The organism is Nocardia bhagyanarayanae (assembly GCF_006716565.1).
Classification (GTDB): Bacteria; Actinomycetota; Actinomycetes; order Mycobacteriales; family Mycobacteriaceae; genus Nocardia; species Nocardia bhagyanarayanae.
This window is the reverse complement of record NZ_VFPG01000002.1, coordinates 1,244,410-1,267,826: the sequence shown is the minus strand read 5'-3', so window position 1 is coordinate 1,267,826 and position 23,417 is coordinate 1,244,410. Positions and strand designations below refer to the sequence as shown.

At 68.3% G+C, this 23,417-nt stretch carries 19 protein-coding genes; 6 read left to right on the top strand and 13 right to left on the bottom strand.

The annotated features are described in order from the left end of the window. Positions 1–35: 35 nt before the first annotated feature. The 7 genes from FB390_RS32455 to FB390_RS32425 form a co-directional block, all read right to left on the bottom strand. Positions 36–1,328: a flavin monoamine oxidase family protein gene (locus tag FB390_RS32455; RefSeq protein ID WP_221639451.1), complete on the bottom strand. Its 1,293-nt coding sequence runs from the start codon at positions 1,326–1,328 to the stop codon at positions 36–38. A gap of 179 nt (positions 1,329–1,507) precedes the next feature. Then, positions 1,508–2,161 carry a TetR/AcrR family transcriptional regulator gene (locus FB390_RS32450; RefSeq protein WP_246124524.1) on the bottom strand — a complete coding sequence of 218 codons (654 nt, stop codon included), beginning with the start codon at positions 2,159–2,161 and terminating at the stop codon, positions 1,508–1,510. 66 nt (positions 2,162–2,227) lie between these two features. Continuing rightward, on the bottom strand, positions 2,228–3,406 hold the full coding sequence (locus tag FB390_RS32445) for an acyl-CoA dehydrogenase family protein (protein ID WP_141812963.1): 1,179 nt from the start codon (positions 3,404–3,406) through the stop codon (positions 2,228–2,230). 159 nt (positions 3,407–3,565) lie between these two features. Then, the gene (locus FB390_RS32440) at positions 3,566–4,231 is read right to left on the bottom strand and encodes an MspA family porin (protein ID WP_141812962.1); all 666 of its coding nucleotides are present in this window, start codon (positions 4,229–4,231) and stop codon (positions 3,566–3,568) included. A gap of 65 nt (positions 4,232–4,296) precedes the next feature. Then, entirely contained in the window at positions 4,297–4,974 is a 678-nt protein-coding gene (locus FB390_RS32435; RefSeq protein ID WP_141812961.1) for an MspA family porin, read from the bottom strand. A 532-nt stretch (positions 4,975–5,506) separates the two neighbouring features. Then, positions 5,507–6,145 carry a hypothetical protein gene (locus FB390_RS32430; protein WP_141812960.1) on the bottom strand — a complete coding sequence of 213 codons (639 nt, stop codon included), beginning with the start codon at positions 6,143–6,145 and terminating at the stop codon, positions 5,507–5,509. A gap of 270 nt (positions 6,146–6,415) precedes the next feature. Beyond that, a complete protein-coding gene (locus tag FB390_RS32425) occupies positions 6,416–7,009 on the bottom strand; it encodes a DUF3558 domain-containing protein (protein WP_141812959.1) in 594 nt (197 codons plus the stop codon). Positions 7,010–7,405: 396 nt separating this feature from the next. Here FB390_RS32425 and FB390_RS32420 point away from each other — a divergent pair, with 396 nt between their 5' ends. Next, positions 7,406–7,801, top strand: coding sequence for a hypothetical protein (locus tag FB390_RS32420; RefSeq protein WP_141812958.1), 396 nt, complete (start codon positions 7,406–7,408; stop codon positions 7,799–7,801). A gap of 43 nt (positions 7,802–7,844) precedes the next feature. On the opposite strand, the gene FB390_RS32415 is transcribed toward FB390_RS32420, so the two are convergent. Further along, positions 7,845–8,798, bottom strand: a complete 954-nt coding sequence (locus tag FB390_RS32415) for an alpha/beta hydrolase (protein WP_221639450.1) — start codon at positions 8,796–8,798, stop codon at positions 7,845–7,847. A 50-nt stretch (positions 8,799–8,848) separates the two neighbouring features. On the opposite strand from FB390_RS32415, the gene FB390_RS32410 reads away from it, so the two are divergent. Both FB390_RS32410 and FB390_RS32405 read left to right on the top strand, forming a co-directional pair. Next, positions 8,849–9,256 (top strand): MerR family transcriptional regulator, encoded by a 408-nt coding sequence (locus FB390_RS32410; RefSeq protein WP_141812957.1) that lies wholly within the window; start codon positions 8,849–8,851, stop codon positions 9,254–9,256. Positions 9,257–9,336: 80 nt separating this feature from the next. Then, positions 9,337–10,230, top strand: coding sequence for an alpha/beta fold hydrolase (locus tag FB390_RS32405; RefSeq protein ID WP_141812956.1), 894 nt, complete (start codon positions 9,337–9,339; stop codon positions 10,228–10,230). Here the strand turns inward: FB390_RS32405 and FB390_RS32400 are convergent, their stop codons facing one another. After that, positions 10,231–13,506 carry a protein kinase domain-containing protein gene (locus FB390_RS32400; RefSeq protein WP_141812955.1) on the bottom strand — a complete coding sequence of 1,092 codons (3,276 nt, stop codon included), beginning with the start codon at positions 13,504–13,506 and terminating at the stop codon, positions 10,231–10,233. It abuts the gene before it with no gap. Between the two features lie 401 nt (positions 13,507–13,907). Between FB390_RS32400 and FB390_RS32395 the strand changes: the two genes are divergently transcribed. From FB390_RS32395 to FB390_RS32385, 3 genes are all read left to right on the top strand, one after another. Further along, positions 13,908–16,622 carry an ATP-binding protein gene (locus FB390_RS32395; protein WP_141812954.1) on the top strand — a complete coding sequence of 905 codons (2,715 nt, stop codon included), beginning with the start codon at positions 13,908–13,910 and terminating at the stop codon, positions 16,620–16,622. A gap of 159 nt (positions 16,623–16,781) precedes the next feature. After that, the gene (locus FB390_RS32390; RefSeq protein WP_141812953.1) at positions 16,782–17,828 is read left to right on the top strand and encodes an alpha/beta fold hydrolase; all 1,047 of its coding nucleotides are present in this window, start codon (positions 16,782–16,784) and stop codon (positions 17,826–17,828) included. A gap of 167 nt (positions 17,829–17,995) precedes the next feature. Continuing rightward, a complete protein-coding gene (locus FB390_RS32385; RefSeq protein WP_141812952.1) occupies positions 17,996–18,424 on the top strand; it encodes an SRPBCC family protein in 429 nt (142 codons plus the stop codon). 138 nt (positions 18,425–18,562) lie between these two features. On the opposite strand, the gene FB390_RS32380 is transcribed toward FB390_RS32385, so the two are convergent. The 4 genes from FB390_RS32380 to FB390_RS32365 all read right to left on the bottom strand — a co-directional run bounded on the left by FB390_RS32380 (position 18,563) and on the right by FB390_RS32365 (position 23,119). Beyond that, the gene (locus FB390_RS32380; RefSeq protein ID WP_141812951.1) at positions 18,563–20,035 is read right to left on the bottom strand and encodes a dihydrolipoyl dehydrogenase family protein; all 1,473 of its coding nucleotides are present in this window, start codon (positions 20,033–20,035) and stop codon (positions 18,563–18,565) included. Positions 20,036–20,058: 23 nt separating this feature from the next. Continuing rightward, the gene (locus FB390_RS32375; RefSeq protein WP_141812950.1) at positions 20,059–20,505 is read right to left on the bottom strand and encodes a VOC family protein; all 447 of its coding nucleotides are present in this window, start codon (positions 20,503–20,505) and stop codon (positions 20,059–20,061) included. Between the two features lie 34 nt (positions 20,506–20,539). Next, positions 20,540–21,391 (bottom strand): alpha/beta fold hydrolase, encoded by an 852-nt coding sequence (locus tag FB390_RS32370; protein WP_141812949.1) that lies wholly within the window; start codon positions 21,389–21,391, stop codon positions 20,540–20,542. 105 nt (positions 21,392–21,496) lie between these two features. Then, positions 21,497–23,119: an ABC-F family ATP-binding cassette domain-containing protein gene (locus FB390_RS32365; RefSeq protein ID WP_141812948.1), complete on the bottom strand. Its 1,623-nt coding sequence runs from the start codon at positions 23,117–23,119 to the stop codon at positions 21,497–21,499. Positions 23,120–23,417 lie beyond the last annotated feature (298 nt).

Here is a 23,417-nt window from a genome sequence, read left to right as displayed (position 1 = left end):
CTCCCGGGGATTCACCGCTTTTCGGCACCGCGCGGTCAGGAATCCGCCCGCAACGCGCGCGCGACATCGCGTGCCGCCCGCGCACCGGTCTCGATCGCGCCGTCGATCCCGCCGACCCCGACGGGCGCGAAATCCCCACTGGCGAAATGAATCCGGCCGTGCGGCCGACGCAGCAAAGGCGCGGCCTTGGTGAGATGCCCCGGCCGGTGATGCACCCAGGTGCCCTGCGAATAGGGATCGCTCACCCAGTCGTGGCACGCCACATCGAGCACCTCGAGATCGGGGACGAAGAACCGCAGCGCCCGCTCCACGGCCGCTCGGTCGGTCGGATCGATCGAGGAGGCATCGCCGCAGAAGCAGACGACCAGCGTGTCACCGTCGTAGCGATATTCGGTGCGGGCCGAGTTGATCGGATGCCTACCGACCGGCGCGTTGGCGGAAAACGTCGGCACCTCGCCTTTCACCCGCGCCCAGATCTTCGACGTCCGCATCGGGTGCTTCTGCTCGATCATGTCCGCAGCGGGTGGCGGCGGGGTCACCGCCACATCGCCGAGGGTGTTGAGCGGAACCGCGAGCACGACCTGCCGCACCCGGATCCTTTCACCATCGGCGGTGGTCACCGTGACACCGGACCCGTCGTCCTCGACCGCGACGACCGGCACGGAAAGGCGCAACTCGGCGGTGGACTCGCCGTTGATCGCCTCGAGCAGGCGCTTGGTCCCGCCCTCGATCGGGAATCCACCGGCGCCTTCCATGAAGGTCTCCCAGCTGCCGCCGTTGAGCGAGGTCCAGAACAGGAACTGGGCCATGCCTTGCTCGGCAGGCGAGGCGACCAGCGACCCCATGACATCACAGAGCACGTCGCGCTCCAGCGCGGACAGGCCCATGGCGTCGAGCCGGTCGGCCAAGGTTTCCTTCTCTATCGCGGTGGTGTCGGCGGCGTGGATATCGGCAGGCAGGGGGAACCACTCGCGCGCGTCGGCCAGACAACGGGTCGCCAATGGTTTGGTCAGCGCGTGGTATTCGGCCGGAGTGCCGGTGTGCACCGTCCCGTCGGCCAGCCAGTAGCACTGCCCGATCGTCAGTCGCCTGGCCAAGCCGATGTCGTAGCGCCGGAGCTCGTGCCAGACATGCGCCTGCGACCAATGCGCATACGTGCCACCGAACTCCACTTGGCGCCCGAACGCCTCACCCACGAACGTCCGGCCACCGATCCGATCGCGCGCTTCGAGGTGAATCACCGAGTGCCCGGCGAGAGTGAGATCCCGGGCCGCGGTGACGCCGGCAAAGCCCGCACCGATCACCGCGACATCATAGGTAGAGGTCACGAGCATCTCCTTTGCGAAAGTCAGCAGATACAAGCAACCTATCGAGATCGGACATTTTTCACAACATCCGTTGTGTAAAGTCTCCCCACCGACAGAAAACCGCCCGAGCAGGGCCGTCGACCAGCCGTCAGCTCGGGCTCATCGCTGTCACGATGAAGATGGCACGGCTCGAACCCGCACTAGCGCGGCGCCAAAAGCGCGACGGTAGCGTCGATCAGTTCACTCGTCTGCGCAGGCGTGAAACGCCCCGGCTCCACGGGATACAGCAGCGCCCATCCGTCACCCATGGCGCTGAGCTGGTCGGATAGAACGTGCGCGGGGATGTCGTCACGGATTGCGCCGCGCGCCTGCGCCGCCGCCAGAATCGAGGCGTAGTCCGCGCGGAACTTCGCGTAACGCCGCGCGATGAGCTCGGCGATCCTGGGTTCGGACCGAGCCGACGTCAGCAGCTCGGGCATCAACGGCCAGAACTTCAGGTCCTGTCCCAGTTGGAACCATTGCGCCAACAGTTCCCGGACGTCGGTAGTGCCGCGGATCGCCTCGATCATCGCGTCATAGCGGTCGAATCGGCTCACCACCAACGCCAGGACCATGTCCTCTTTGTTGGCGAAGTAGTAGGTCACCGCGCCGGTGGTGTATCCGGCGTGCTCGGCGACCCGCCGCATCGACGCCTTGGCATATCCTTCGGTCGCGATCACCGAGGCCACCGCGTCGAGCAACTCGGCGCGCTTGGCCGCGTGATCGCCGGCGGGTCGGCCGCGCGGCGCGGTCGCGACCGCCGCCCCGACGACCTGGCCGGGGCCTTCCAGGCTCTGCTTTCGTTTCTGCGCCACGCCCACAGTTTTGCACAGCCATTTCACACAACACTTGTCAGGTAAAGCGCGGCGGCGGGAGAACAATCAGCGAAAGGCCCCGATGCCGGTGAGCGCCTTACCGATGGAAAGCTGGTGCATCTCACTGGTTCCCTCGTAGGTCAGCACCGATTCCAGATTGGTGGCGTGCCTGAGCGGCGAGTACTCGAGGGTTATTCCGCTGGCACCGAGGATGGTCCGGCATTCACGGGCGATGCCGATGGCCTCGCGGACACTGTTGAGTTTGCCGAGGCTGATCTGCTCGGGCCGCAGCTGCCCGGCGTCTTTGAGTCGGCCGAGACGCAGGGCGAGCAGCATGCCTTTGCCCAGTTCGAGTGTCATGTCGGCCAGCTTGGCCTGGGTGAGCTGGTAACTCGCCAGCGAGCGATCGAACACCTCGCGCGTGCTCGCGTACTCGATGGCGGTTTCCAGGCTGTCGCGGGCGGCGCCGAGCGCACCGAAGACGATGCCGAAGCGGGCTTCGTTCAGGCAGGACAGCGGTGCGCTCAGCGAATTCGCCTGGGGCAGTTGGGCCGACGCGGGCAGGCGAACGTCGTCCAGGATCAGTTCCGAAGTGATCGAGGCGCGCAACGAGAGTTTCTTCGCGATGTCGCGGGTCTCGAAGCCGGGTGTGCCGCGCGGGACGAGGAACCCACGGACGCCGTCGTCGGTCTGGGCCCACACCGTGGCGATATCGGCCAGGCCACCGTTGGTGATCCACATCTTGGTGCCGGTGAGAATCCAGTCGGTGCCGTCGCGCCGGGCCCGGGTCCGCATGCCCGCCGGGTTGGAGCCGAAATCGGGTTCCGTGAGACCGAAACAGCCGATCGCCTCGCCGGAAGCCAACCGGGGCAGCCATTCGTTCTTCTGTTCCTCGGAGCCGTAGCGATGGATCGAGAACATCGACAGCGAGCCCTGCACGGAAACGAAACTGCGGAAACCACTGTCGGCCGCCTCGAGTTCGAGGCATGCGAGGCCATAGCTGACCGCGTTCGTTCCCGCGCAGCCGTAGCCGTCCAGGTGCATACCGAGCACGCCGAGTCGCCCGAATTCGCGGGCGATCTCGCGGGGCAGGGTGGCCGATTCGAAGTAGTCGCCGATGTTCGGCCGCAGGTGTTCGCGGACGAATTCCCGCACGGTCACCTGGATGTCGCGCTCCTCGTCATCCAGCATCTCGTCGATGCCGAACAGCCCGAGCGGCGTGCTGCGGGCAGCCACGGTGGTCATGTCGAGTCTCCTGGTAGTTCTGCAACAAGGGAATGTAGTTCTGCGACAGGGCAAATGCCGTCAGCCGGTCGCGCGGATAAGACTCCACACGACCGGCAGACCACGGATTATGTGTGCCGCAGCGGTCCGGTTCGGTCGAATACGGACTCGGGGGCGGGGTCAGCCGAGGCTGAAGGGCTGTCCCCACAGCGTCACCCAGCTGGTGACGCTCTCGGTGACGATCTCGACACTGACGAAGGCCCTGGCTTGGGCGTAGCCGCCGCAGCCGGTCAAGCCGATCGTCTGATCGGCCCAGGCGACCGAGCCACTTCCGCCGGAGAACACGTTGTAGACCTTGTGCGACTCGTTGCCGAAGTCGTCGGCCTTTTCCCGATCGAGGATGTAGAACGACTTCGCCTGCCCCGGCCCGAGCGACAGTTCCCCACCGGTGCTCGCACCGACGCTGGCGTTACCTTCCCAGTCCGAGGCGCCTTCCACACCACCACCGGCGCCGCCACCGGCGATATTGACCTGGCAACCCACGGTATAGCCGGGCATGATGAGCCCGCCCGCTTCCGCGCCGGTGCCCGCGAGTTCGACCTGGGCGGTGCCCGAGACCCACGCATTGCGGTGCACGGGTGTGGCGCCCAGCGACGGATTGATGTTGGCGGACTCACCGACGAGCCGGACGGTCACCACGGTGCCGTCGGAGAGAGTCTTGACCATCTCCCCGCCCGGCAGCGGCACAAAGGTGTCGGCTCCGGCCGGAGTGGTGGCGAGAATGCCGAACGCCAGCGTGGCGACAGCGCCGGAACTCACACGTGCGAGATTCTTTCGGTTGAACATCGGGAAATACCTTCGGATTCGGGTTCGCAGACGCGAAGGAAAAAGGGATTCGAATGGGGCGATGGTCAGCCGATGCTGAACGGCGCGCCGTAGAGGGTGGTCTTGGAGTAGTGGTCGCCGATGATCTCGACGACCGTGTAGGCGCGGGCCTGGGCGTATCCCGCGCAGCCCTGGATCTCGATCTCCGCGTCCTGATACTCCACCGAATACCGGCCCGGCTTCAGAATGTCCTTGTAATCGATCTGGACGAATTTCACCTCGCCGGGACCGAGATTCACGCCGATCGAACCGCCCGCGCTCACCCCGCCGGTCGAGATGCCACCGGAAACTCCCGCACCGATCGCGTCATCGGCGATGCTCACCTGGCAACCGACGAGATAACCGGTGTTGAGCTGCGACGCGCCGTGGGTCGACGAATTGTTGCTGCCCGGGATGTTCGCCGGACCGTTGTTCGGACCGACCTCGCCTTCAGGGGTCACGGTGACCTCGGCGGCCGCGTTGCCCGACACCCACACCACCCGGCCCGCGCCGTTGGCGGCCATCGACGGCGAGACGATCGCGCGTTCGCCCGTGCGGGTCAAGGTCACGCCCGGCCCAGCCTTCGACCCGTCCGGCAGCGGCACGAACGTATCCGCACCCGCCGTGGCCGGCATCAGCGCACCGACGGCTACCGCGGCGACTCCGGATAGCCCGGCGACGGTGGCACAGCGACCTGATCGGACCCGGGTCCAACGAGAATTCATGACGATCAAATCTCCTTTTACATGCTGGACCGCCAGCCATTTCGGAAAGGGCTGCCGGAAAGAGAAGTCGGACGCCACTCGAAACGGCACGGAGCAGCCGTCGCAGCATCGCTCGACCCGTACGGCACTGCCGCGCGCTCCGCACCGCCTGGTCTGCCACTGACCGCTTCCGTATGTCGAGTGGCGTGCATCACTGTAGTGAGGCCTTCGGTTTCACACAACAGTTGTTGCGAAAATTAGTTGCGTCGGCCCCGGCGCGGGGACGGAGGAACCCGGCAACACATGGTCCGAGGTCATCTGCGCGGGTGAGGAGCCCGAGAGGGCTGTCCCGGTAGATGTGCAGGGTCGAACGGGGAATCAGCCGTGCATGATTCTCGCGTCGATCACCGACACGATCGGGTCGTCGCCGCCTGCGAGGATCAGCGTCGGCCGGCGAATCAGCGGCAGGAACGGCATCCGCGCGAAGGCCGAGTCCGGGTGATATCCGAAGCCGCGCGGCGAGGTTGCGCCCCCTGGTCGCGGGCGATCGGATCTAGCGCGGCAGTTGGTTCCCGGGCGGGTACTGGTACGGCCCCTGGCCGCCGGGGACTCCGGGTACGGGCGACGTTCGCGACGCCGCAGCGGCGACCGTCGCGAGGGTGGCGGCGAATGCGGCGAGCGCGCACGGGATGGACAACCAGAAGGTGTCCTCGAAGAGGAATTCGAATTGTGCGGCGCTGAGTACCGCTTCCACCATGCCGGACAGGAGCATGCCCGCGGCCACCGCGGCAAGCGCGCGCAGCACGGGATATCGCGCGCCCATTCCCGCGAGGGCGCAGATACCGGTGACGATCGCGAGCAGGATCATCAGCGCGAGCATGATGTCGGACCAGAGAAAGCGGGAACTCGAGGAGAACGCGTTGGCGGCGCGGAAGACGATGGCGAGCAACGCGGCGACCAGCAGCAGACCGCCTGCGACCCGCTCCATGACGCCGCCGCCAGCCGGTCGGCTAGGGGGACCGTAACCGGGCACGGGCGGCATCGGAGCGGGCGAGCCGGGCGGCGGTGTGCCGTAGGGATGCGGCTGACCGACGTAGGGATGCGGCTGACTCTGCTGCGGATTCACGTGCCCCTGAAACGGATTCGACTGGCCCGGCGGCCCGTAACCACCCGGCGGCATCGGATTCACCATCGGTAGTACTCCTCCCCGGCCGTCCGGCCGCACTCTCGAACCGCTACGACAAGGAACCTAGTGATTCCGGCCCGGTAGCGCCGCTTGGCGGCGAAGATTGAACATTTCCAGCCGCGGGCCGACCTCGCTCCGACTCGTAGCGAGACCGTCCTCCTACGTGGGCAAGCCTTGGGCCGACAGCGAGTCCATTCGCCCACGGTGGGCGAGCATTGGGCCGGAAGCGAGGCCCTTCGTCCAGAGTGGGCGAGCGTTTGGACCAGCAGGGGTCGCTCACTTCAGCCGCTGGGCGATCACGGTGGCGATTTCCTGCGCCGTGGCGCAGACGTCCCCCGCAACGCCGGGATTTCGAGGTGCGTACTCGAATCGGAACAGCCCGCCCGAGGGCACCGATACCGAGATCTGGCAGTTGCGGTGCCCGCTCTCCCTACGATCGTCGATCAGGAACGCCGGCCGCCCCGCGATGACGAGGGTCTGGAAATTCTTCTTCTCCTCGCCGGAGATGCGCTGGACGTCAGCATATTTCGCGTACGGGCTCGGTGCGAAATACATCGCCACCGGTTCAGGCGCGGTGTCGAGTGTGTGCCACCGGCAATAGGAGGGACCCGGCGGCACGTTCGACTCCCCCGGTCCCGCGAAACCGAGCCGGGCAAGATCATCCTGTCCGAGCACGGTGCACGGGTGATAGACGACCTGTCCCAGCGTCCACGGCGGACTCGGCGGCGGCGCGGTATCCGGGCCGAGGACGGCCGAGGCCGGACCGGGGGTAGCGGTTCCCGAGATCTGGCAGCCGGTCGCCGATATCGCCAGCAGCAAACCCAGAACGACCGCCCTGATCTCGCGGCCCCGAACAGCACGTTTCGCCATGATCACCCTCCCTGCAGACGATCACACCACACCATTCGCTGTGGCGCATCTCCCCCAGACCCCGCGATACCGCCGCCACCGCCGCCAACGGGAACCGGCCCAACCAGTGGCCCTGCCGGACCGGTGAGGTGGAGTGCTTGCTCCGCCGCCTCGACCCGATGGGAAGGGCCTTCCTTTGCCTCACCATTCCTGGATTGGGGCCAATTCGCGGCGTCGATAGCACCGACGCCGCGTGAACAGCCGGAAAAAGAGGACGTCTCCGAGCCGTGCCTCCTTGGGGTACCGCTCTATTAGCCCAGTGCTGTCCGGCGGCAGGCGTCGGCCCGTGCATTTTCGCAGTTCAGGGGTAATCGAGTGGCGTTAGGGTGAAAGGGGGGTAGTGCGAGGAGTCGAAAGATGAGCACCACCGTTCTGATCGTCATCATTGTTGTCGCCGTGGTCGTCTTGCTGGTCATCGCATGGGTGTTGATGCGCAGACGGCGCGAACACCAGCGGGTCGAGGCTCGGGCTCTCCGTGACCGCGCGTCCGAACACGCGGCCGAGGTCGCTCAGCGGGAGGCGCGGGCGGAGGAGACGGCCGCCAGGAGCCGGGCGGCGAAGGCGGAAGCCGAGGCCAAGGTGGCGCAAGCCGAGCAACTCGCTCAGCAAGCGCACATGCATCACAGTGAAGCGGCGGATTCGCGAACCGAGCTGGACAAGGAGTGGGAACACGCGGACAAGGTCGATCCGGACTCGAAGGCACGCGAGAAGCAGCCCGGGACCGACCCGCAACGGCCGTCGCCCGGCCCCTGATCGACTTCGAGAACTTTCTCGCTGAGCGAGGCGTGAGTGATGCTCAGCGGATGAATGCCTTTCGCAGTGCTGTCGCTGCTTCGGATCGCGCTTTCGCGCTGTCGTCGAAGGGGTGGCGGACGAATTCGTGGATCATTCCGGGATAGCGGCTGACGGTCACCGGGACGCCGGCCTGCTCGAGGCGCCGACCGTACTGTTCACCTTCGTCGCGCAGCGCGTCGTACTCGGCGGTGATGACGAGTGTTGGTGGGAGCCCGGACAAGTCGGGGGCGAGCAGGGGCGAGACGCGGGGGTCGAGCTTCTCCGCTTCGGCGGTCAGGTAAGTGTCCATGAACCAGTGCTGGGTGGCCACGCTGATGTTGCCGTACTTGCCCGCGTATTCGCGGATGGAGTAGTTCGTCCTCCGGAAATCGAGGTCGGGATAGATCAGTAGCTGGAAGACCAGGGCGGGCCCGCCGTTGTCCCGCGCCGTCAGCGCGACAACCGCCGCCAGATTGCCTCCGGCGCTGTCTCCACCGACGGCGATCCGGGTGGAATCCCCGCCGATGTCGGCCGCGTTCTCGGCAACCCACTGCGTCGCGGCGTAGCAGGCGTCGGGTGCTGCCGGAAACTTGTGCTCGGGCGCCCGCGGATAGTCGACGGAGACCACGATGGATTCGGCTCCGTTCGCGAGACTCCGGCACAGACCGTCGTGGGTATCCAGATCGCCGAGCACGAACCCGCCACCGTGGAAGAACACCAACACCGGGAGCGGGCGATCACCCGCCGGAGTGTAGATCCGGACCCGCAGGTCCCCTTCCGCCGAACGGATCATGCGGTCCTCGACGGCGGCAACACCTTCGGGCTCGCCCAGGAGCGCGACTCCCCTGCGGACCCCTTCGCGCGCCAGCTCGAGGGGAAACGTATGCAGCTCACCGAAGCCGAATTGGGCGAGCCGCGCCAAATATGCCTCGACCTGCGGATGCAACGAGATCTGGCCTTCTGTTTCTTCGATCATGCGCCTATCGTGCAACTTGAATCGCAGTTCAAGTCAAGGAGCAATCGGGCATGACATCGTTGGATATCGCCGAAGTCGCCGAGCGGGCCGGGTTGGCTCCGTCCGCGTTGCGGTTCTACGAGAAGCGTGGCCTCATCGAGCCTGACGGCCGCAATGGTCTACGCCGTACCTACCACCCCGATGTGCTCCCCCGACTGGCTCTGGTGAGCTGCGCGCGCTCGGCCGGTTTCACCATCGCGCAGATCGCGAGGTTCCTGACAGCCACCCCCGAGGACGCCGAACTACGCTCCCACTTGGCCAAGCGGGCGAACCAGCTCGACGAGGACATCGCTCGCCTCACCAGAATGCGGGACGGCCTCCGCCACACCGCGACCTGCACCCATCGGCCGCTGGTCGACTGCCCGGAATTCCAGAGCATTCTCGCCAGTCCGGAAGCCGACGCGAACACGTCGGCGTAGCCGAATCCACCCACGGTCGGGTCGCCGTATCCACCCACGGGCGGTGGTTCGGCGGCCATCCGGCGAACTATCGTGGCGGTATGCCTGTTACCGCCGGTACCGCGACCGAACCGCCAGTCATTCCCGGTGTGCGCCGATCGTTCAGCACCGGCCGTGGCGTTCGATTCCACGTCACCGAAGCCGGGCCGGTCGACGGCCGTCCGGTCGTGCTGCTGCACGGCTGGCCGCAGCACCACTACGCCTATCGGGATCTTCTCGCCGACCCGCCCGAGGGTCTCCGGATCATCGCGCCGGATCTGCCGGGCTACGGCTGGTCCGGCCCGCCACCGCATCGATGGGCGAAGGACGACGTCGCCTCCGACGCGTTCGCGCTCCTCGATGCGCTGGACCTGAAGCGCGTGCTGCTCGTCGGACACGACTGGGGCGGTTACGTCGGCTACCTGATGGTGCTGCGCGAGCCGGAACGTTTCGACGGCTATCTCGCACTGAACATGGCGCATCCCTGGGTACCGGCGACAACGGTGTTGCGACATGTCTGGCGCTTCCTCGTCTATCAACCGCTGCTGGCCGTCGCGGGCGTGCCGCTGCAACAGCGCACGCGCCTGCTCGAACGACTCATACCCGCCGCGATCACCGATCGCAGCGCCGTCGATCCCGAGGTGGTGCGAATCTTCGCCGACCGCTTCCGCGATCCGGTCTGCGCCCGCGCCGCCACCGACACCTACCGAACGTTCTTGCTGCGCGAAGTCCCCGATGCCGCCCGCCATCCCGAGCGCCGCCGCGCCACCGTTCCGATCCGCGCACTGTTCGGTGTGAATGATGCCGCCCTGCATCCTTCCCTCGCCGCGCCCGAAACCGCCCGCGCCGACGACTACACCTTCGAACCCGTCAGCTGCTGTGGGCATTTCATCGCCGACGAACGCCCCGACTTGGTCCGGGCCCGTCTGATCGAGCTCGCGGCGGCCACGGCATAGCTAGCGAGTCGTCTTCGCCGATTCTTTCCGCGATGCCGCGATCCATGCCGCGACCTGCGTGCGAGAGGTGAAACCCAACTTGGTCAGCAAGTGCTCCACGTGTCCCTGGGCGGTGCGCGGCGAAATGACGAGCCGGGTGGCGATCTCCCGATTGGTCAGCCCTTCGGCGATCAGTTCGGCGACTTCGCGCTCCCGTTTGGTCAGCTTGCGACCGGCGACGTCCGGTGCCGAAGGGGCGTTCTCGCCCAGCGCATAGGCGATCGCGGCGTCGAAGCCGAGCGCGGCGCCTTCCCGCTGAGCCGCGGTGTATGTCCGCTCGCTCAGTGCTTCTCGAGTCCGGCGCTCACACTCTTCCTCGTAGACCAGCAACTCGGGGAACCACATCGACGAAGTGCCCACCGACCGGCCGATCTGCTCGGCGGCTGCCATCAATACGACCGCCCGCTCAGCGTTGTCTTCTTCGGCGGCGATCCACGCCGAAACTCGTAAGCACATGCTCGCGTCCGTCCGGTCGTTCACCGTCCGGCTCACCCGCAGAGACTCGGCGAGCAACCGAGTCGCCCGCGCGCGATCTCCCTGCCGCCACGACAGGACGGCCAGCGACCAGAGCACGTAGGGCCGGTACAGCGTTTCCCCACACTCGTCGGCGAGCGCGAGCGCGTGCTCGTAGTACTCGACGGCCTTCTCGAAGTCGTGACGCAGTTCGTGGGCGACCCCCAGGTTCGTCACGGCGTCGATCCGGAAGAGCGCGTCACCGTACTTCGCGGAGACCTCGACGGCGTTCTCGAGGTATGGGTGGGCGGCCGAGGGATCCCCGCCGAACAGCGCGAGGACTCCCTCCGCAAAGTCGATGCGCGCGCGGGTAAGCGGGTCGGTCGACTCCTCGACCAGTGCTCGCCCTTCGCGCACGAGGCGGGCCGCCGCGGCGAGGTCGCCTTGTACCGCCGCCATCAGGGAGGCGGCGTAGAACGCCACGGCCTGATCGACAGTGAGTCGTCCGGTGCGGCGTGCCAGCAGCCGATCCAGCCAACGGCGCCCCTCGCCGAGCGAGCCTTGGACGAACCAGAAGGGCCACACAGCCGCGGCGATCCGAATCCCTACTTCAGGATTGTCGGACACACTGAATTCCAGCGCCTGCCGCAGATCCGGCTGCTCCCGACGCAACCTGCCGACCCAGTAGAGCCCGCGGGCACTGGCCAAACCGGCCTCCGCATCCAGTGCCAGCTTTTCGTACCAGTCGCGGTAGCGGCGGCGGACCTCGACGTATTCGCCTGTTTCCCTGAGCTTTTCACGACCGTAGTCGCGCACGGTGCCGAGCATTCCGAACCGCACCGCAGAACCCGCCTCCTCCCGTACGAGGATCGACTTGTCGACCAGGGAAGCCACCGTGTCCAGCAGGTCCACTGCGGGATCGTCGCCGCAAATATGTTGCGCGGCATCGAATTCGAAGCTTCCGGCGAACACCGACAGCTGCGCCCACACCCGTTGCTCGTCCGGGGTGCACAGCTCGTAGCTCCAGTCGACGCACATGCGCAACGTCTGCTGTCGCGGCGGGGCGCTCCGGCTGCCGCGCGTCAGCAACGCGAACCGGTCGGTCAACCGCTGCAAAATCTGCTCCGGCGACATCACCCGCAGCCGGGCCGTCGCCAGCTCGATCGGCAACGGCAAGCCGTCCAGCCGCCGGCAGATCCGAGCGATGGTGACCTTGTTGTCCTCGGTGATCTCGAACCCCGCGACAGCCGCGGCAGCTCGCTCGGCGAACAACCTCATCGCGTCGTTCCGCGCCAAGCTCCGCGGCAGCCGGTCCGGATCCGGGACGGCGAGCGGGTTGATCGGCAAGACCACCTCGCCATCGAGCCCGATCGGCTCCCGGCTCGTCGCGAGAATCCGCAACCCGGGACAAGCGCGAAGCAGCGAGTCGGCGAGTTCGGCCACCGCGTCCACCATCTGCTCGCAATTGTCCAATACCAGAAGCACTTCCCGATCGGCGAGGAACTCCACGAGCACCTCACGCAACGGCCGCACCGACCGGTCCCGCACTCCCAGCGCACCCGCCACGATGCTCACCAGCAGCGACTCGTCGCGCACCTCCCCTATATCCACGAACGCCATGCCCCCGGCGAACCCGCCCTCGGCATTGTCGGCGACCCGCACCGCCAGCCGCGTCTTGCCCACCCCGCCGATCCCGGTCAACGTCACCAACCGCGCGGCCGACAAGGCATTCGTCGCTTCGGTCAGCTCCGTGCGTCGATCCACGAAACTGGTCAGCTCCACCGGGGTCCTACCCGGCCGAGAAGTCTGCGGCGGCCGACGCTCCCGCACTCCGGTCGTGGACGGCTTCTTCCGTTCGGCCTGCGTCTCACCCCCGGCTTGCGGCGGGATGTGCAGCGCCATCGCATCGACCGACAACCCTTGCTCGCGTTGCGATTCCTGGAGCTGCTCACCCAGTTCGGCGGCCGAAGGGCGGCTGCCCGGGTCGCGACCCATGGCGCGTTCGACGACGGCACTGACCTCCTCGGGGATGCCCTGCTCCCGCAGATCCGGTACCGGCTCGGACGTGATCCTGACGAATTGAGCCACCACCTGCTCACCGCTGCGGCGTTCGAAGGCGGCATGGCCGGTGATCGCGGCGAACAATGTCGCGCCCAGACCGTAGACGTCCGCTGCGGGGCTGGGCGGCTCTCCGGCTATCACCTCCGGAGCGGTGAAAGCCGGTGTGCCCGTGACGATTCCGGTGCCGGTAACGAACCCGCCCGCGAAATGCGCGATGCCGAAATCGACCAGCGTCGGCTCGTCGTAATCGGTGAACAGGATGTTCGCGGGCTTGACGTCGCGGTGCAGAATCCCGAACCGATGCGCCGTCTCCAGAGCCCCGGCCATCTTCACCCCGAGCCGCAGCGCTTCCCCGAGCTCCAGCGGTCCGTTGCCGCGGATCCGCGCGTCGAGGGAGCCGTGCGGGTAGTACGGCATGACCAGGAAAGGTCGACCGTTCTCGGTGACACCGGCGTGCAGGACATTGACGATATTGGGATGCCCGGTCAGCCTGCCCGCCGCCCGCTGCTCACGGAAGAACCGCTCCCGGTTGTCCTCGTCGAGGTCGGCGGTGAGCACCTTGACCGCGACCACCCGGTCGAGCGCGACCTGCCTGCACCGATACACAGCGCCGAAACCGCCGCGCCCGATCTCCACGGCGTCGTCGAACCCGGCCGCGGCCAGCTCCGCCACGACCGAACCGGACACGTCGCGCTGCGTCGCGAATGGATCGGCGCCGGTCATCGACCTACACCGATCCATCCGATCCAAGCCAGGGCGAATGCACCACTGATCACCTCTCGATGACGTATCCCCAGAATATCGCCGGATGGAGATCCCGCAGGTCGCCCGGCGCCTCCTGAACTGCTTTGCTTCGGCGGACAGCGGAATCCCGCCCTCCGATCGCGCTCTGCTGGCTACCGGCACGACTCTGTGTCGACGCGGCTGCCGATGCTGATTTTTCCCATGACAGATGTGCTCCTCGACACCGTTGCCCGGCCAGGGGCGACGCCGGTTACCTCAGTAGGGAACCGCAGGGTGACGGGGGGCCGCAGGTCCGCCCGGTGGACCGGTCGGCGAGAACGAGCTCGACTAGGGTCGCAGGGGCCCGTGATGGGAACGGGACGGGAAAGGGAGTGTGCGCCATGCCGCTGTTCGGGCGAGATACCGAGCTGAAGGATCTGGGCGCGCTCGTCGACGGGTCCGAGGATCGCGGTGGGATTCTGATTCGGGGTGAGGCCGGAATCGGGAAGTCGGCGCTGGTGGACGAGGCCGTCGCCGCGGCCGCCATCGCCGGCGTGCGGGTACTGCGTACCGCCGGGGTGGAGGCGGAACAGAACTACCCCTATGCCGGGCTTCATCGACTGCTGTATCCCTTGCGCAAGGAGCTGGACAGGCTGCCCGCACGGCAATACGCCGCTCTCGCAACCGCTTTGGGATTGTCGGACGGCGGCGATACACCGACCGCCTATTTGGTCGGGCTCGCGGCGCTCACCCTGCTGGCCGAGGCGGCGGACGAGCGGCCGTTGCTGATCGTCGCGGAGGATGTGCACTGGCTCGACCCCGCCAGCGCGGAGGTCTTGGCGTTCGTGGCCCGCCGCGTGGATTCCGAGCCGATCGTGTTGATCGCGACCCTGCGCGATGGCGCCGGCACTCCGCTCGCCGACGCGGGGCTGAGCCCCATGCGGCTCGAACCACTGTCCGATGACGACGCGGCCGCACTCTTGGACTCGGCCGCCCCGAGGCTGCCCGCCCAATTCCGTCAGAGGCTGCTGGCCGAGGCGCGCGGCAACCCGCTGGCACTGACCGAACTCCACACCGCGGTAAGCGATCTCGACGAGCTTCCGGCGGAACTGCCGCTGACCGAACGGCTCGAACGCGCCTTCTCCGCGCGCGGTACGACGCTGCCCGCCCCGACCGGGACCGCACTGCTCGTCGCCGCGCTCGACGACAGCGATTCGCTCACCGAAGTCCTCTCCGCCGCAAGCCTTCTCCTCGGCAGCCGAGCCGAGGCCGAGATCTTCACGCCCGCGCTCGAGCACCGGCTGCTCGTGCTCGGGCGCGACACCGTCACCTTCCGGCACCCCCTGATTCGATCGGCTCTCACCACGACGGCGACGTTCGAGGAACGCGCCCGCGCCCACCGCGCGCTCGCCGACGTCCTCGCCGGGCACCCGGTCCGGCGTGCCTGGCAGCGGGCGGCGGCCACGTCGGGCCCCGACGAAGAAGCGGCACGCGAACTCGAAGATGTCGCTGAACGCGCACGCCACCAAGGCGGCGCCATAGCGGCATTGGAGCGAGCCGCCGACCTCAGCGACGATCCAGGTCGGCGCGCGGACCGGCTGCTGCGCGCGGCCGAACTCGCCGTCGATTCCGGCCGCCGTGATACCGCCGAACGACTCGTCCTCGCCGCGCGCGCGCTTCCGACCACGCCCCGGCACGATGCCACCGCGGCCTGGCTGCTCAGCGGGTTCGACGACGGTGTTCGCGAAAACCCCTCGCGCATAGGGGAGCTGGCCGAGCTGGCGGCCTCCGTCGCTGCGGACGGGCACCCCGACGCGGCGATGCGGATCCTGTGGGGCGCGGCCATGCGCTGCTTCTGGTCCGAACCCGGCGCCGACGCCCGCCGCGCGTTGCTCGCTGTCGCCGACGAACTTCCCGTCGCCGACGATGATCCGCGCCTGGTCGCCGTCTCCGCGTACGTCGCGCCGTTCGAACGCGGCGAACGAGTCCTCGATCAGCTTCGCCTTCTGGCCTCGGACACCGGCCGCAACGCCGAGGTCGACAGATTCCTCGGCAGCGCGGCTCTTCAGGTGGGCGCCTTCGACCTCGCCGCGCACTTCTCCGCCGCCGCCGCGCCGGGTCTTCGCGCCGCCGGGCAGCTCGGACTGCTGCCGCGCGCGCTCACCGTGCAGGCGTGGAGTCTGGCCAGGCTCGGTGATCTCGCCGCCGCGGCGCCCACCGCGACCGAGGCAGCGGACTTCGCCCGCGAGACCGGGCAGCCGTTCATGCACGGGCTCGCCACCGCGGTCCAGGCCGAAATCGCCGCACTGCGCGGGGATTACGCGCAGGCCTCGGCCCTCGCGGGCGCGGCCGAACGAATCGGGCTCGCCTCCGGCGCACGTCCCGTCCTCGCCACCGTCCAACTCGCGCGCGGGCTCGCGGCCCTCGGTGCGGGGCGGTACGACGACGCCTTCGCCGATCTGCGCCGCATGCACGATCCGCGGGACCCCTCGTACTCCCCTGCCCTGCGCGCCTACTTCCTGGCCGAGCTCACCGACGCGGCGATTCGTGCCGGGCAGGCCGACGCGCTGCGGGAACTGCTGCGCGATATGGAGTCCGCCGTGGCGTCCACGCCGTCCCCCGCCTTGCACATCGGATGGCGATACGCACACGCCCTCCTGGCGACCGACGCCGCCGAGGCACACTTCACCGGTGCGTTGGCGGCCGATCTGACCGCCTGGCCCGCCGAGCGTGGGCGGCTGCACCTGTCCTACGGTGAATGGCTGCGACGGCAGCGCCGAGTCGTCGAGTCCCGCACCCATTTACGTACGGCCAGAGAGATTTTCGACGCGATCGGGTCGACCGCCTGGAGCGAACGAGCTCGGCTGGAACTGCGCGGTGCCGGTGAGTCCAGCCCGAACCGCGATCCCGACGCCCGCGATCGGCTCACTCCACACGAGCTGAGCATCGCCCGGCTGGCGGCACGCGGGCTGACCAACCGGGAAATCGGGCAGCGGCTGTATCTGTCGCATCGCACCGTCAGCACTCACCTGCATCGCATCTTCCCCAAACTCGGCGTCAGCTCACGCACCGACCTCGCGGCACTCCTACCGGCCGACGACGACACGATCGCGTGACGCGGGACGGGCTGCGGCCTGCTCGGCGTGGATCCCAGCCGTCGCGTCCGGATGACCGACAGTGCGTACGTCACTCGACGCTCGCGACGGCACTCGCGCGCTTCCTAGCGTCATCGGCGTGGCCGAAGTGGGCCCATACAGACACCGGTAGGAGTTGCGATGACCCTCAGCAGACGACGACTGTTCGGCGGAGCGCTCGCCGCGAGCGCCGCGGGCTTGGCCGCGACCTCGCTCGCCGCCTGCGCCACCGACCGCACCGCGGCGCCCGCGATCACCACCCCTGGCGCGGACCTGCGTGCGGGAGCGGGCGCGAACACCACCCTCGGACCGATCAAGCAGATCGACGCCGGTGTCCTGAACGTCGGATACGCCGAATTCGGCTCTCCCACCGGACAACCGGTCCTGCTGCTGCACGGCTGGCCGTACGATGCCTACAGTTACGCCGACGTCGGGCCGCTGCTCGCCGCGGCGGGTTACCGGGTGATCGTCCCGTACCTGCGCGGCTACGGACCCACCACCTTCCTGTCCGACCGGACCGTCCGCAACGGCCAGCAGACGGCCGTCGCACGCGACATCGTCGACCTCATGGACGCCCTGCGCATCGACAACGCCGTCCTCGGCGGATTCGATTGGGGCGCACGGACGGTCGGCGTCATGGCCGCGCTGTGGCCGCAACGCTGTAAGGCCATCGTGTCCGTGAGCGGGTATCTCGTCACCCAGATCGCCGCCAACCAGCAACCGCTCGCGCCGGAGGCCGAACTCGGCTGGTGGTACCAGTACTACTTCGCCACGGAGCGCGGACGGCTCGGGTACAGCCGCAACCGCCGCGATTTCAACGAACTGATCTGGCGGCGGGCCTCGCCGCAATGGGACTTCGACGACGCCACCTACGACCGCAGCGCCGCCGCCTTCGACAATCCCGATCACGTCGACATCGTCATCCACAACTACCGGTGGCGGCTCGGACTCGCCCCCGGCGAACCGGAATACGACGGCTACGAACAGCGACTCGACGGCGCGACGGTTTCCGTGCCCGCCATCACCATCAGCAGCGACTTCGACGGCGCGGCCAAGGACGGAAAAGCCTTCCGCGGCAAGTTCACCGGCAAATACGAGCACCGCGTCCTGGACGGCATCGGGCACAACGTCCCGCAGGAAGCGCCGCACCCGTTCGCACAGGCCGTCATCGACGCCGATCATCTGTGATCTCGCGGGGTCCTCTTCGCCAGTCCGAGTACCGATTACGTCAGCGCAGCGTCATCCGACGGATTCGCCGGGATGCCTCTGAAAGCGATGCTCGATGAGCCTCCGGAGCTGTGCAGACGGCGCCGGAACGGCAGACATCCATCGCTGAAGTCTCGAGGAGCATTTTCATGGCTACGGTCCGTTTCCAGATGCTGTCCACCCTGTCCCCCACCGAGCTCGTGCGGGTGCTCACCGACTTCGGGCCCACCCGCGCCCAGACGTGGCCGACCATCGACGCCGAGCACTTCGTCGTCCACGACCGCGGCGACACCTGGGCCGAGGTCACCGAGGGAACCGCGGCCGCGTGGGAACGCGCCCGCTACGAATGGGATCCGGCCGGCGACACCGTCACCATCACCACGCTGGACTCCAAGCTCTTCGGCGCGGGCGGCGGCTGGGTCTTCCGTGCAACCCCAGACCAGGGCGGCACCCGCGTGGACGTCGAACTGACCCGCACCCCGCGGACATTCAAGGGCAAGATCCTCGCGGCGCTGCTGCCCCTGGTCGGCCCGTCCTCGCTGCGAAAGTCTTTCGCGGGCCCGCTGAAGGCCGTGTGATGACCGCACCGCATGCTGTCTTCGCGGGCCCGGTGTCGCTGTGGCTCTGGGCCGAGTCCGCGGTCCTGCACGGCCGCGGACCGGCGGTGCCGGAGTTCACCGCACGGTCCTCGCGGCCGGTGGGCGTCGATCGTGTCGCTAGGTCTGTCGATGGGTGCCGAGCTGCCGCTGGTCTCGATAGGTTTCGAGCAGCCGCAGCCAGACCTCGCTGATGGTGGGGAACGCGGGCACCGCGTGCCAGAGCCGGTCCAGGGGAATCTCGCCGGTGATGGCGAGGGTCGCCGAGTGCAAGAGTTCGGCGACGCCCGCCCCGGCGAAGGTGGCTCCGACGACCACGCGGCGCTCGGGATCGATGAGGACGCGCGCCCGCCCGCGATAGGACGGATCGTGCTGAACAGCACCCGCGACCCGGCCGATGTCGTAGTCGACGACGTCCACCACCCGTCCGGTGCGGGCGGCGTCCTCGGTGGTGAGGCCGACGGCCGCGATCTCGGGGTCGGTGAACACGACCTGCGGCACGGCGAGCAGATCGGCGGTACCCGCGTGCCGTCCCCACGGGTCGGTGTCGAGGGCGCGCCCGCGTGCCCGGTCCGCGATGACGGCACCGGCGATGCGCGCCTGGTACTTGCCCTGATGAGTCAGCAGCGCGCGGTGATTGACGTCGCCGACGGCATACAGCCAGTCGCCCTCGATCGCGGTCACGGTGAAGGTGTCGTCGGTGGTGAGCCACTGCCCCGGTGTCAGGCCGACGGTCTCCAGTCCGATATCGCCGGTGCTGGGTGCGCGTCCGGTCGCGAGCAAGAGCTCGTCGGCGACGAGCCGGGTGCCGTCGCCGAGAGTCAGGTGGATGCCGTCGTCCGGTCCGCCCGGGCGTTCGGCGGCGATGATGGTGGTGCCGAATCGCAGGTCGACGCCCGCTTCCCGGAGTCGCCCGGCGACCAGGTCGGCGGCGAAATTCTCGACGCGGGCGAGCAACCGGGGTTCGCGGGCGACGAGCGTGACTCGCGCGCCGAGCGCCTGCCACGCGGTCGCCATTTCGGCGGCGACCACCCCGGCGCCGAGGATCGCCAAGCGGCCCGGTACCTCGCCGGCACTGGTGGCTTCGCGGCTCGTCCACGGACGCACCGCGTCGAGACCGGGCAGTGGCGGGAGGGCGGCGGAACTGCCGGTGCACACCGCGACCGCGTGGCGGGCGGTGAGCAGCAGAGTGTCGCCGTCGGGGGTCCGCACCGTCACCTGCCGTGGCCCGGCGAGCCTGCCGTGGCCGCGCACGAGTGCGATGCCCGCGGAGTCGAGCCAGTCGACCTGCCCCTGGTCGTTCCAGTCGGCGGCCATGCGGTCTCGGTGTTTCAAGACGGCGCGGGCGTCGAGCGGTCCGGTGACCGCGGCGTCGACGCCGGGGAATCGGGCGGCTTCGGCGTGCAGCAGGGCCGGGCGCAGCAGGGCTTTGCTGGGCTCGCAGGCCCAGTACGAGCATTCGCCGCCGACCAGTTCGGATTCGACGACGACGGTGCTGAGCCCGGCCGCGCTGGTGCGGTCGGCGACGTTCTCGCCGACCGGTCCGGCCCCGATGACGATGACATCGTAGGTGTGGTTCTTCTTGTCGGACACGGGGTTTGCTTTCGATTATCGGCTCAGCGGCCAGGTGCCCGCCGAGTGACTTCCTGGAGAAACCAGCCGTTGCCGTCGGGATCGGCGAAGGCGGCGAAGGAGCCGTAGCTGGCGCGATCCGGGTGCGGGCCCGCGACGCGGCCGACGGTTCCAGCGTGGTGGAAAACGCCGGTGGCGTCGCGGAAGGGCCCTTCGACCTCGATGCCACGTTCGGTCAGCTCGGCGACGGCCTTCTCGATGTCGGTGACGACGAGGTGCAGGCCGTCCAGCGTCCCCGGCGCCGCGGCGGTGACGCCGGTGCCGAAGATGATCGAGCATTCCGAGCCGGGCGGGGTCACCTGGACGACCCGGTAGCCGTCGTCGACCGGGAAGTCGGCGTCGAGGCGGAATCCGAGCCGCTCGGTGTAGAACGCTTTGGCACGGTCGACGTCGGCGACGGGCAGGACGACGACTTCCAGTTTCAAGTCCACGATCGTGTTCTCCTGTGCGGTTTTTCGCGGGTGGTCAGTGGGTGGCGCGGGCGGCCTGTTCGATGACGTCGGCGACCACATCGGGGTGTGAGACGGCGACGGAGTGCGAGGCGGCGACCTCGGTGACCTGAGCGTGCGCGCGGTCGGCCATGAACCGCTGGGCCGCAGCCGGGATGTTCAGGTCTTCGGTGGTGATGACGTCCCAGCTGGGCTTCTCGCTCCACGCCGCGACGGTGGCCTTCTCCTCCAGCGCCGACTGTGCGATCGGACGCTGAGCGGCGGCCATCAGGGCGGCGCGGTCGGCGGAGACGTCGGCGGCGAACTGGTCGTGGAACTTGTCCTGCCGGATGTAGAGGTCGGTGCCGGTGCTGCCGTCGGTACCGGTGAACGGCACCGGGTTCAGCGTGCCGGGCAGGGTGGAGCCCGGGTACTGGTTGGTCAGCCCGAGCGCGGTCTCGCCCGGCGCGGGCAGGAAGGCCGCCACATAGACGAGCCCCTTGACCTGGTCGTTCCCGGCCGCGGCCGCGCTGATGACGGAGCCGCCGTAGGAGTGCCCGACCAGGATCACGGGTCCGCCGACATTGCTGATGACGGCCCGCAAGGCCGCGGCGTCCGAGGCGGGACCGCGCAACGGGTTGGCCGCGGCCACCACCGGATAGCGGTCGGCGCGCAGCTTCTCGATCACATCGTTCCAACTGGACCCATCCGCGAAAGCGCCGTGCACGAGGACGACCGTCGGCCTCGGCGCGTCCTCGGTGGGGCCGGCGTGGGTGGTGGTGCTCGCGGTGCACGCGACGGCGAGGCCGCCCGCGGCAACTCCGGCCGCGATCGCCGTGGCCGCCTTGGTGATTCGCCGTCGCGCGCGGCCTCGTCCGGTGTCTACCATGTGATTCTTCCTTCGAGCGGGTGTTGTGCGTGTTGCCCGATCCACTGTCGTCCGCGCGGCGCCCCGCCACATCCGTCAGCTGACGCTGCGCGCGACGTAGTCCGGTCAGTGGTCGAGTTCCTCGAGTGCGCCGCGCCGGTGCAGGCGGCCGTCCGCGCCGAGTTCGACGATGGTGTCGATGCCGATCCGCGCCAGGAACGGATGATCGTGGCTCACGACGAGAATCGCGCCCCGGTAGTCCGCGAGCGCCTCGACGAGCTGCTCGACGCTGGCGATGTCGAGGTTGTTGGTCGGCTCGTCGAGGATCAGGAGCTGGGCCGGTGGGTCGGCCAGCAGCAGGCGGGCCAGGGAGACGCGGAACCGCTCCCCGCCGGACAGCGTAGCGACCGGCCGGTCCACGCTGTCACCGCGCAGCAGCAGCCGGGCCAGCTGATCGCGGATGGCGGCGGGCGGCGTGGCGGTCGCGACGGCGTGCACGTTCTCGACCGCGCTCGCGTTCTCGTCGAGTCCGTCCAGTCGCTGCGGCAGATAGCCGACGCGGTCGGTGCACAGAGTGGCCGTCGCGCGGCCAGGAGCGGAAGCTCTTGTGCCGAGCAGGTTCTCGATCAGAGTCGACTTTCCGGCCCCGTTGGGTCCGGTGAGCGCGACCCGCTCGGGGCCCTGGATGACGAAGGTGTGGTCGCCGTCGCGCAGTTCGGCGATACGCCTGCCGCGGGGCACGTCCGGGTCGGGCAGCGCCAGGTGAATGTGCTCCTCGCGACGAACGCGGGACGCGGCATCGTCGAGAATCCGTTGCGCGGTGCGGACTTTCGCGTCGAGGCCGGTGCGCATCGCACCCGCCGAGACCTGAGCCCGGCTGGCTCGGTTGCCCGCCAGGATGCGCGGGATGCCGCCGTGCTGTTGCGTCGCGCGTGCGGTGCGTTCCCGGCGCGCGAGTTTGGTCTCGGCCTCGACGCGCTGGCGCTTCTCGGCTTTCAGTGCCTGTTCGGCGGTGCGGGCCGCCTGCGCGGCCGCGGCCTGGCGCTCGTCGAAGTACTGCTTCCACGCGCTGTAGGGGCCGCCGAACACTTCCAGTTCCGCGGCGTGCAATTCCCCAGTGCTGTCCATGTGTTCGAGCAGTTCCAGGTCGTGGCTGACCACGACGAGGGTGCCCGGCCAGTTGTCGACGAACGCGCTCAGCTGTGCGCGCGTCGACCGGTCGAGATTGTTCGTCGGCTCGTCGAGCAGGGTGATCGGGGTGCGGCGAATCCGCAACCCGGTGATGGCGGCCAGCACCGCTTGCCCGCCGGATATTTCTCCGACGCGGCGGTCGAGATCGGCTGCGGTGAAGCCTATTTCGTTCAGCGACTCGTTCGCGCGGGCTTCGATGTCCCAGTCGTCGCCGATCGCTTCGAAGTGCCGTTCGTCGCTGTCTCCCGCTTCGATCGCGCGCAATGCGGTGAGCTTGTCGGCTATGCCGAGCAGTTCCGCGAGGGTTGTGTCGTGGCCGAGGGTCAAGGTCTGGGGTAGGTATCCGACCTCGCCCGCGACCTCCACGCGGCCGGAGCTAGGGGTCAGAATGCCCGCGATCAGCCGCAGCAGCGTGGACTTCCCCGCGCCGTTACGGCCGATCAATCCTGTTCTTCCGGTGCCGAAGACACCGCTGAGATGGGAAAGAGCGACGGTGCCGTCCGGCCATTCGAAGGTCAGGTCGTGCAGGGTGATGGAGGCGTGGGTGGACGTCGGCATGTGGTGTATCTCCTTGTGCCCGTGGTGGAAGCCTGCAGTACGGCCCGCAGCTGCGGACCGCGCGCGGCAGCGGGCGGCCGACGATCCCCGTGATATGTGTCGGAAGACGGAGCACCGCACGCGACTACCGCGTGAGAGAAAGCCGAAGGCTCGGGCGATGGGTAACGGTGCGCTGCGCGACCGATTCACGCTCTGGAACGAACGCGGGCACAGCGGACACAGTGAATTTCGCGCGGACGATCCGCACACGAATTCGGTGGTTCATCCGATGCGATGAACGCACAACCCGGAATCGCCG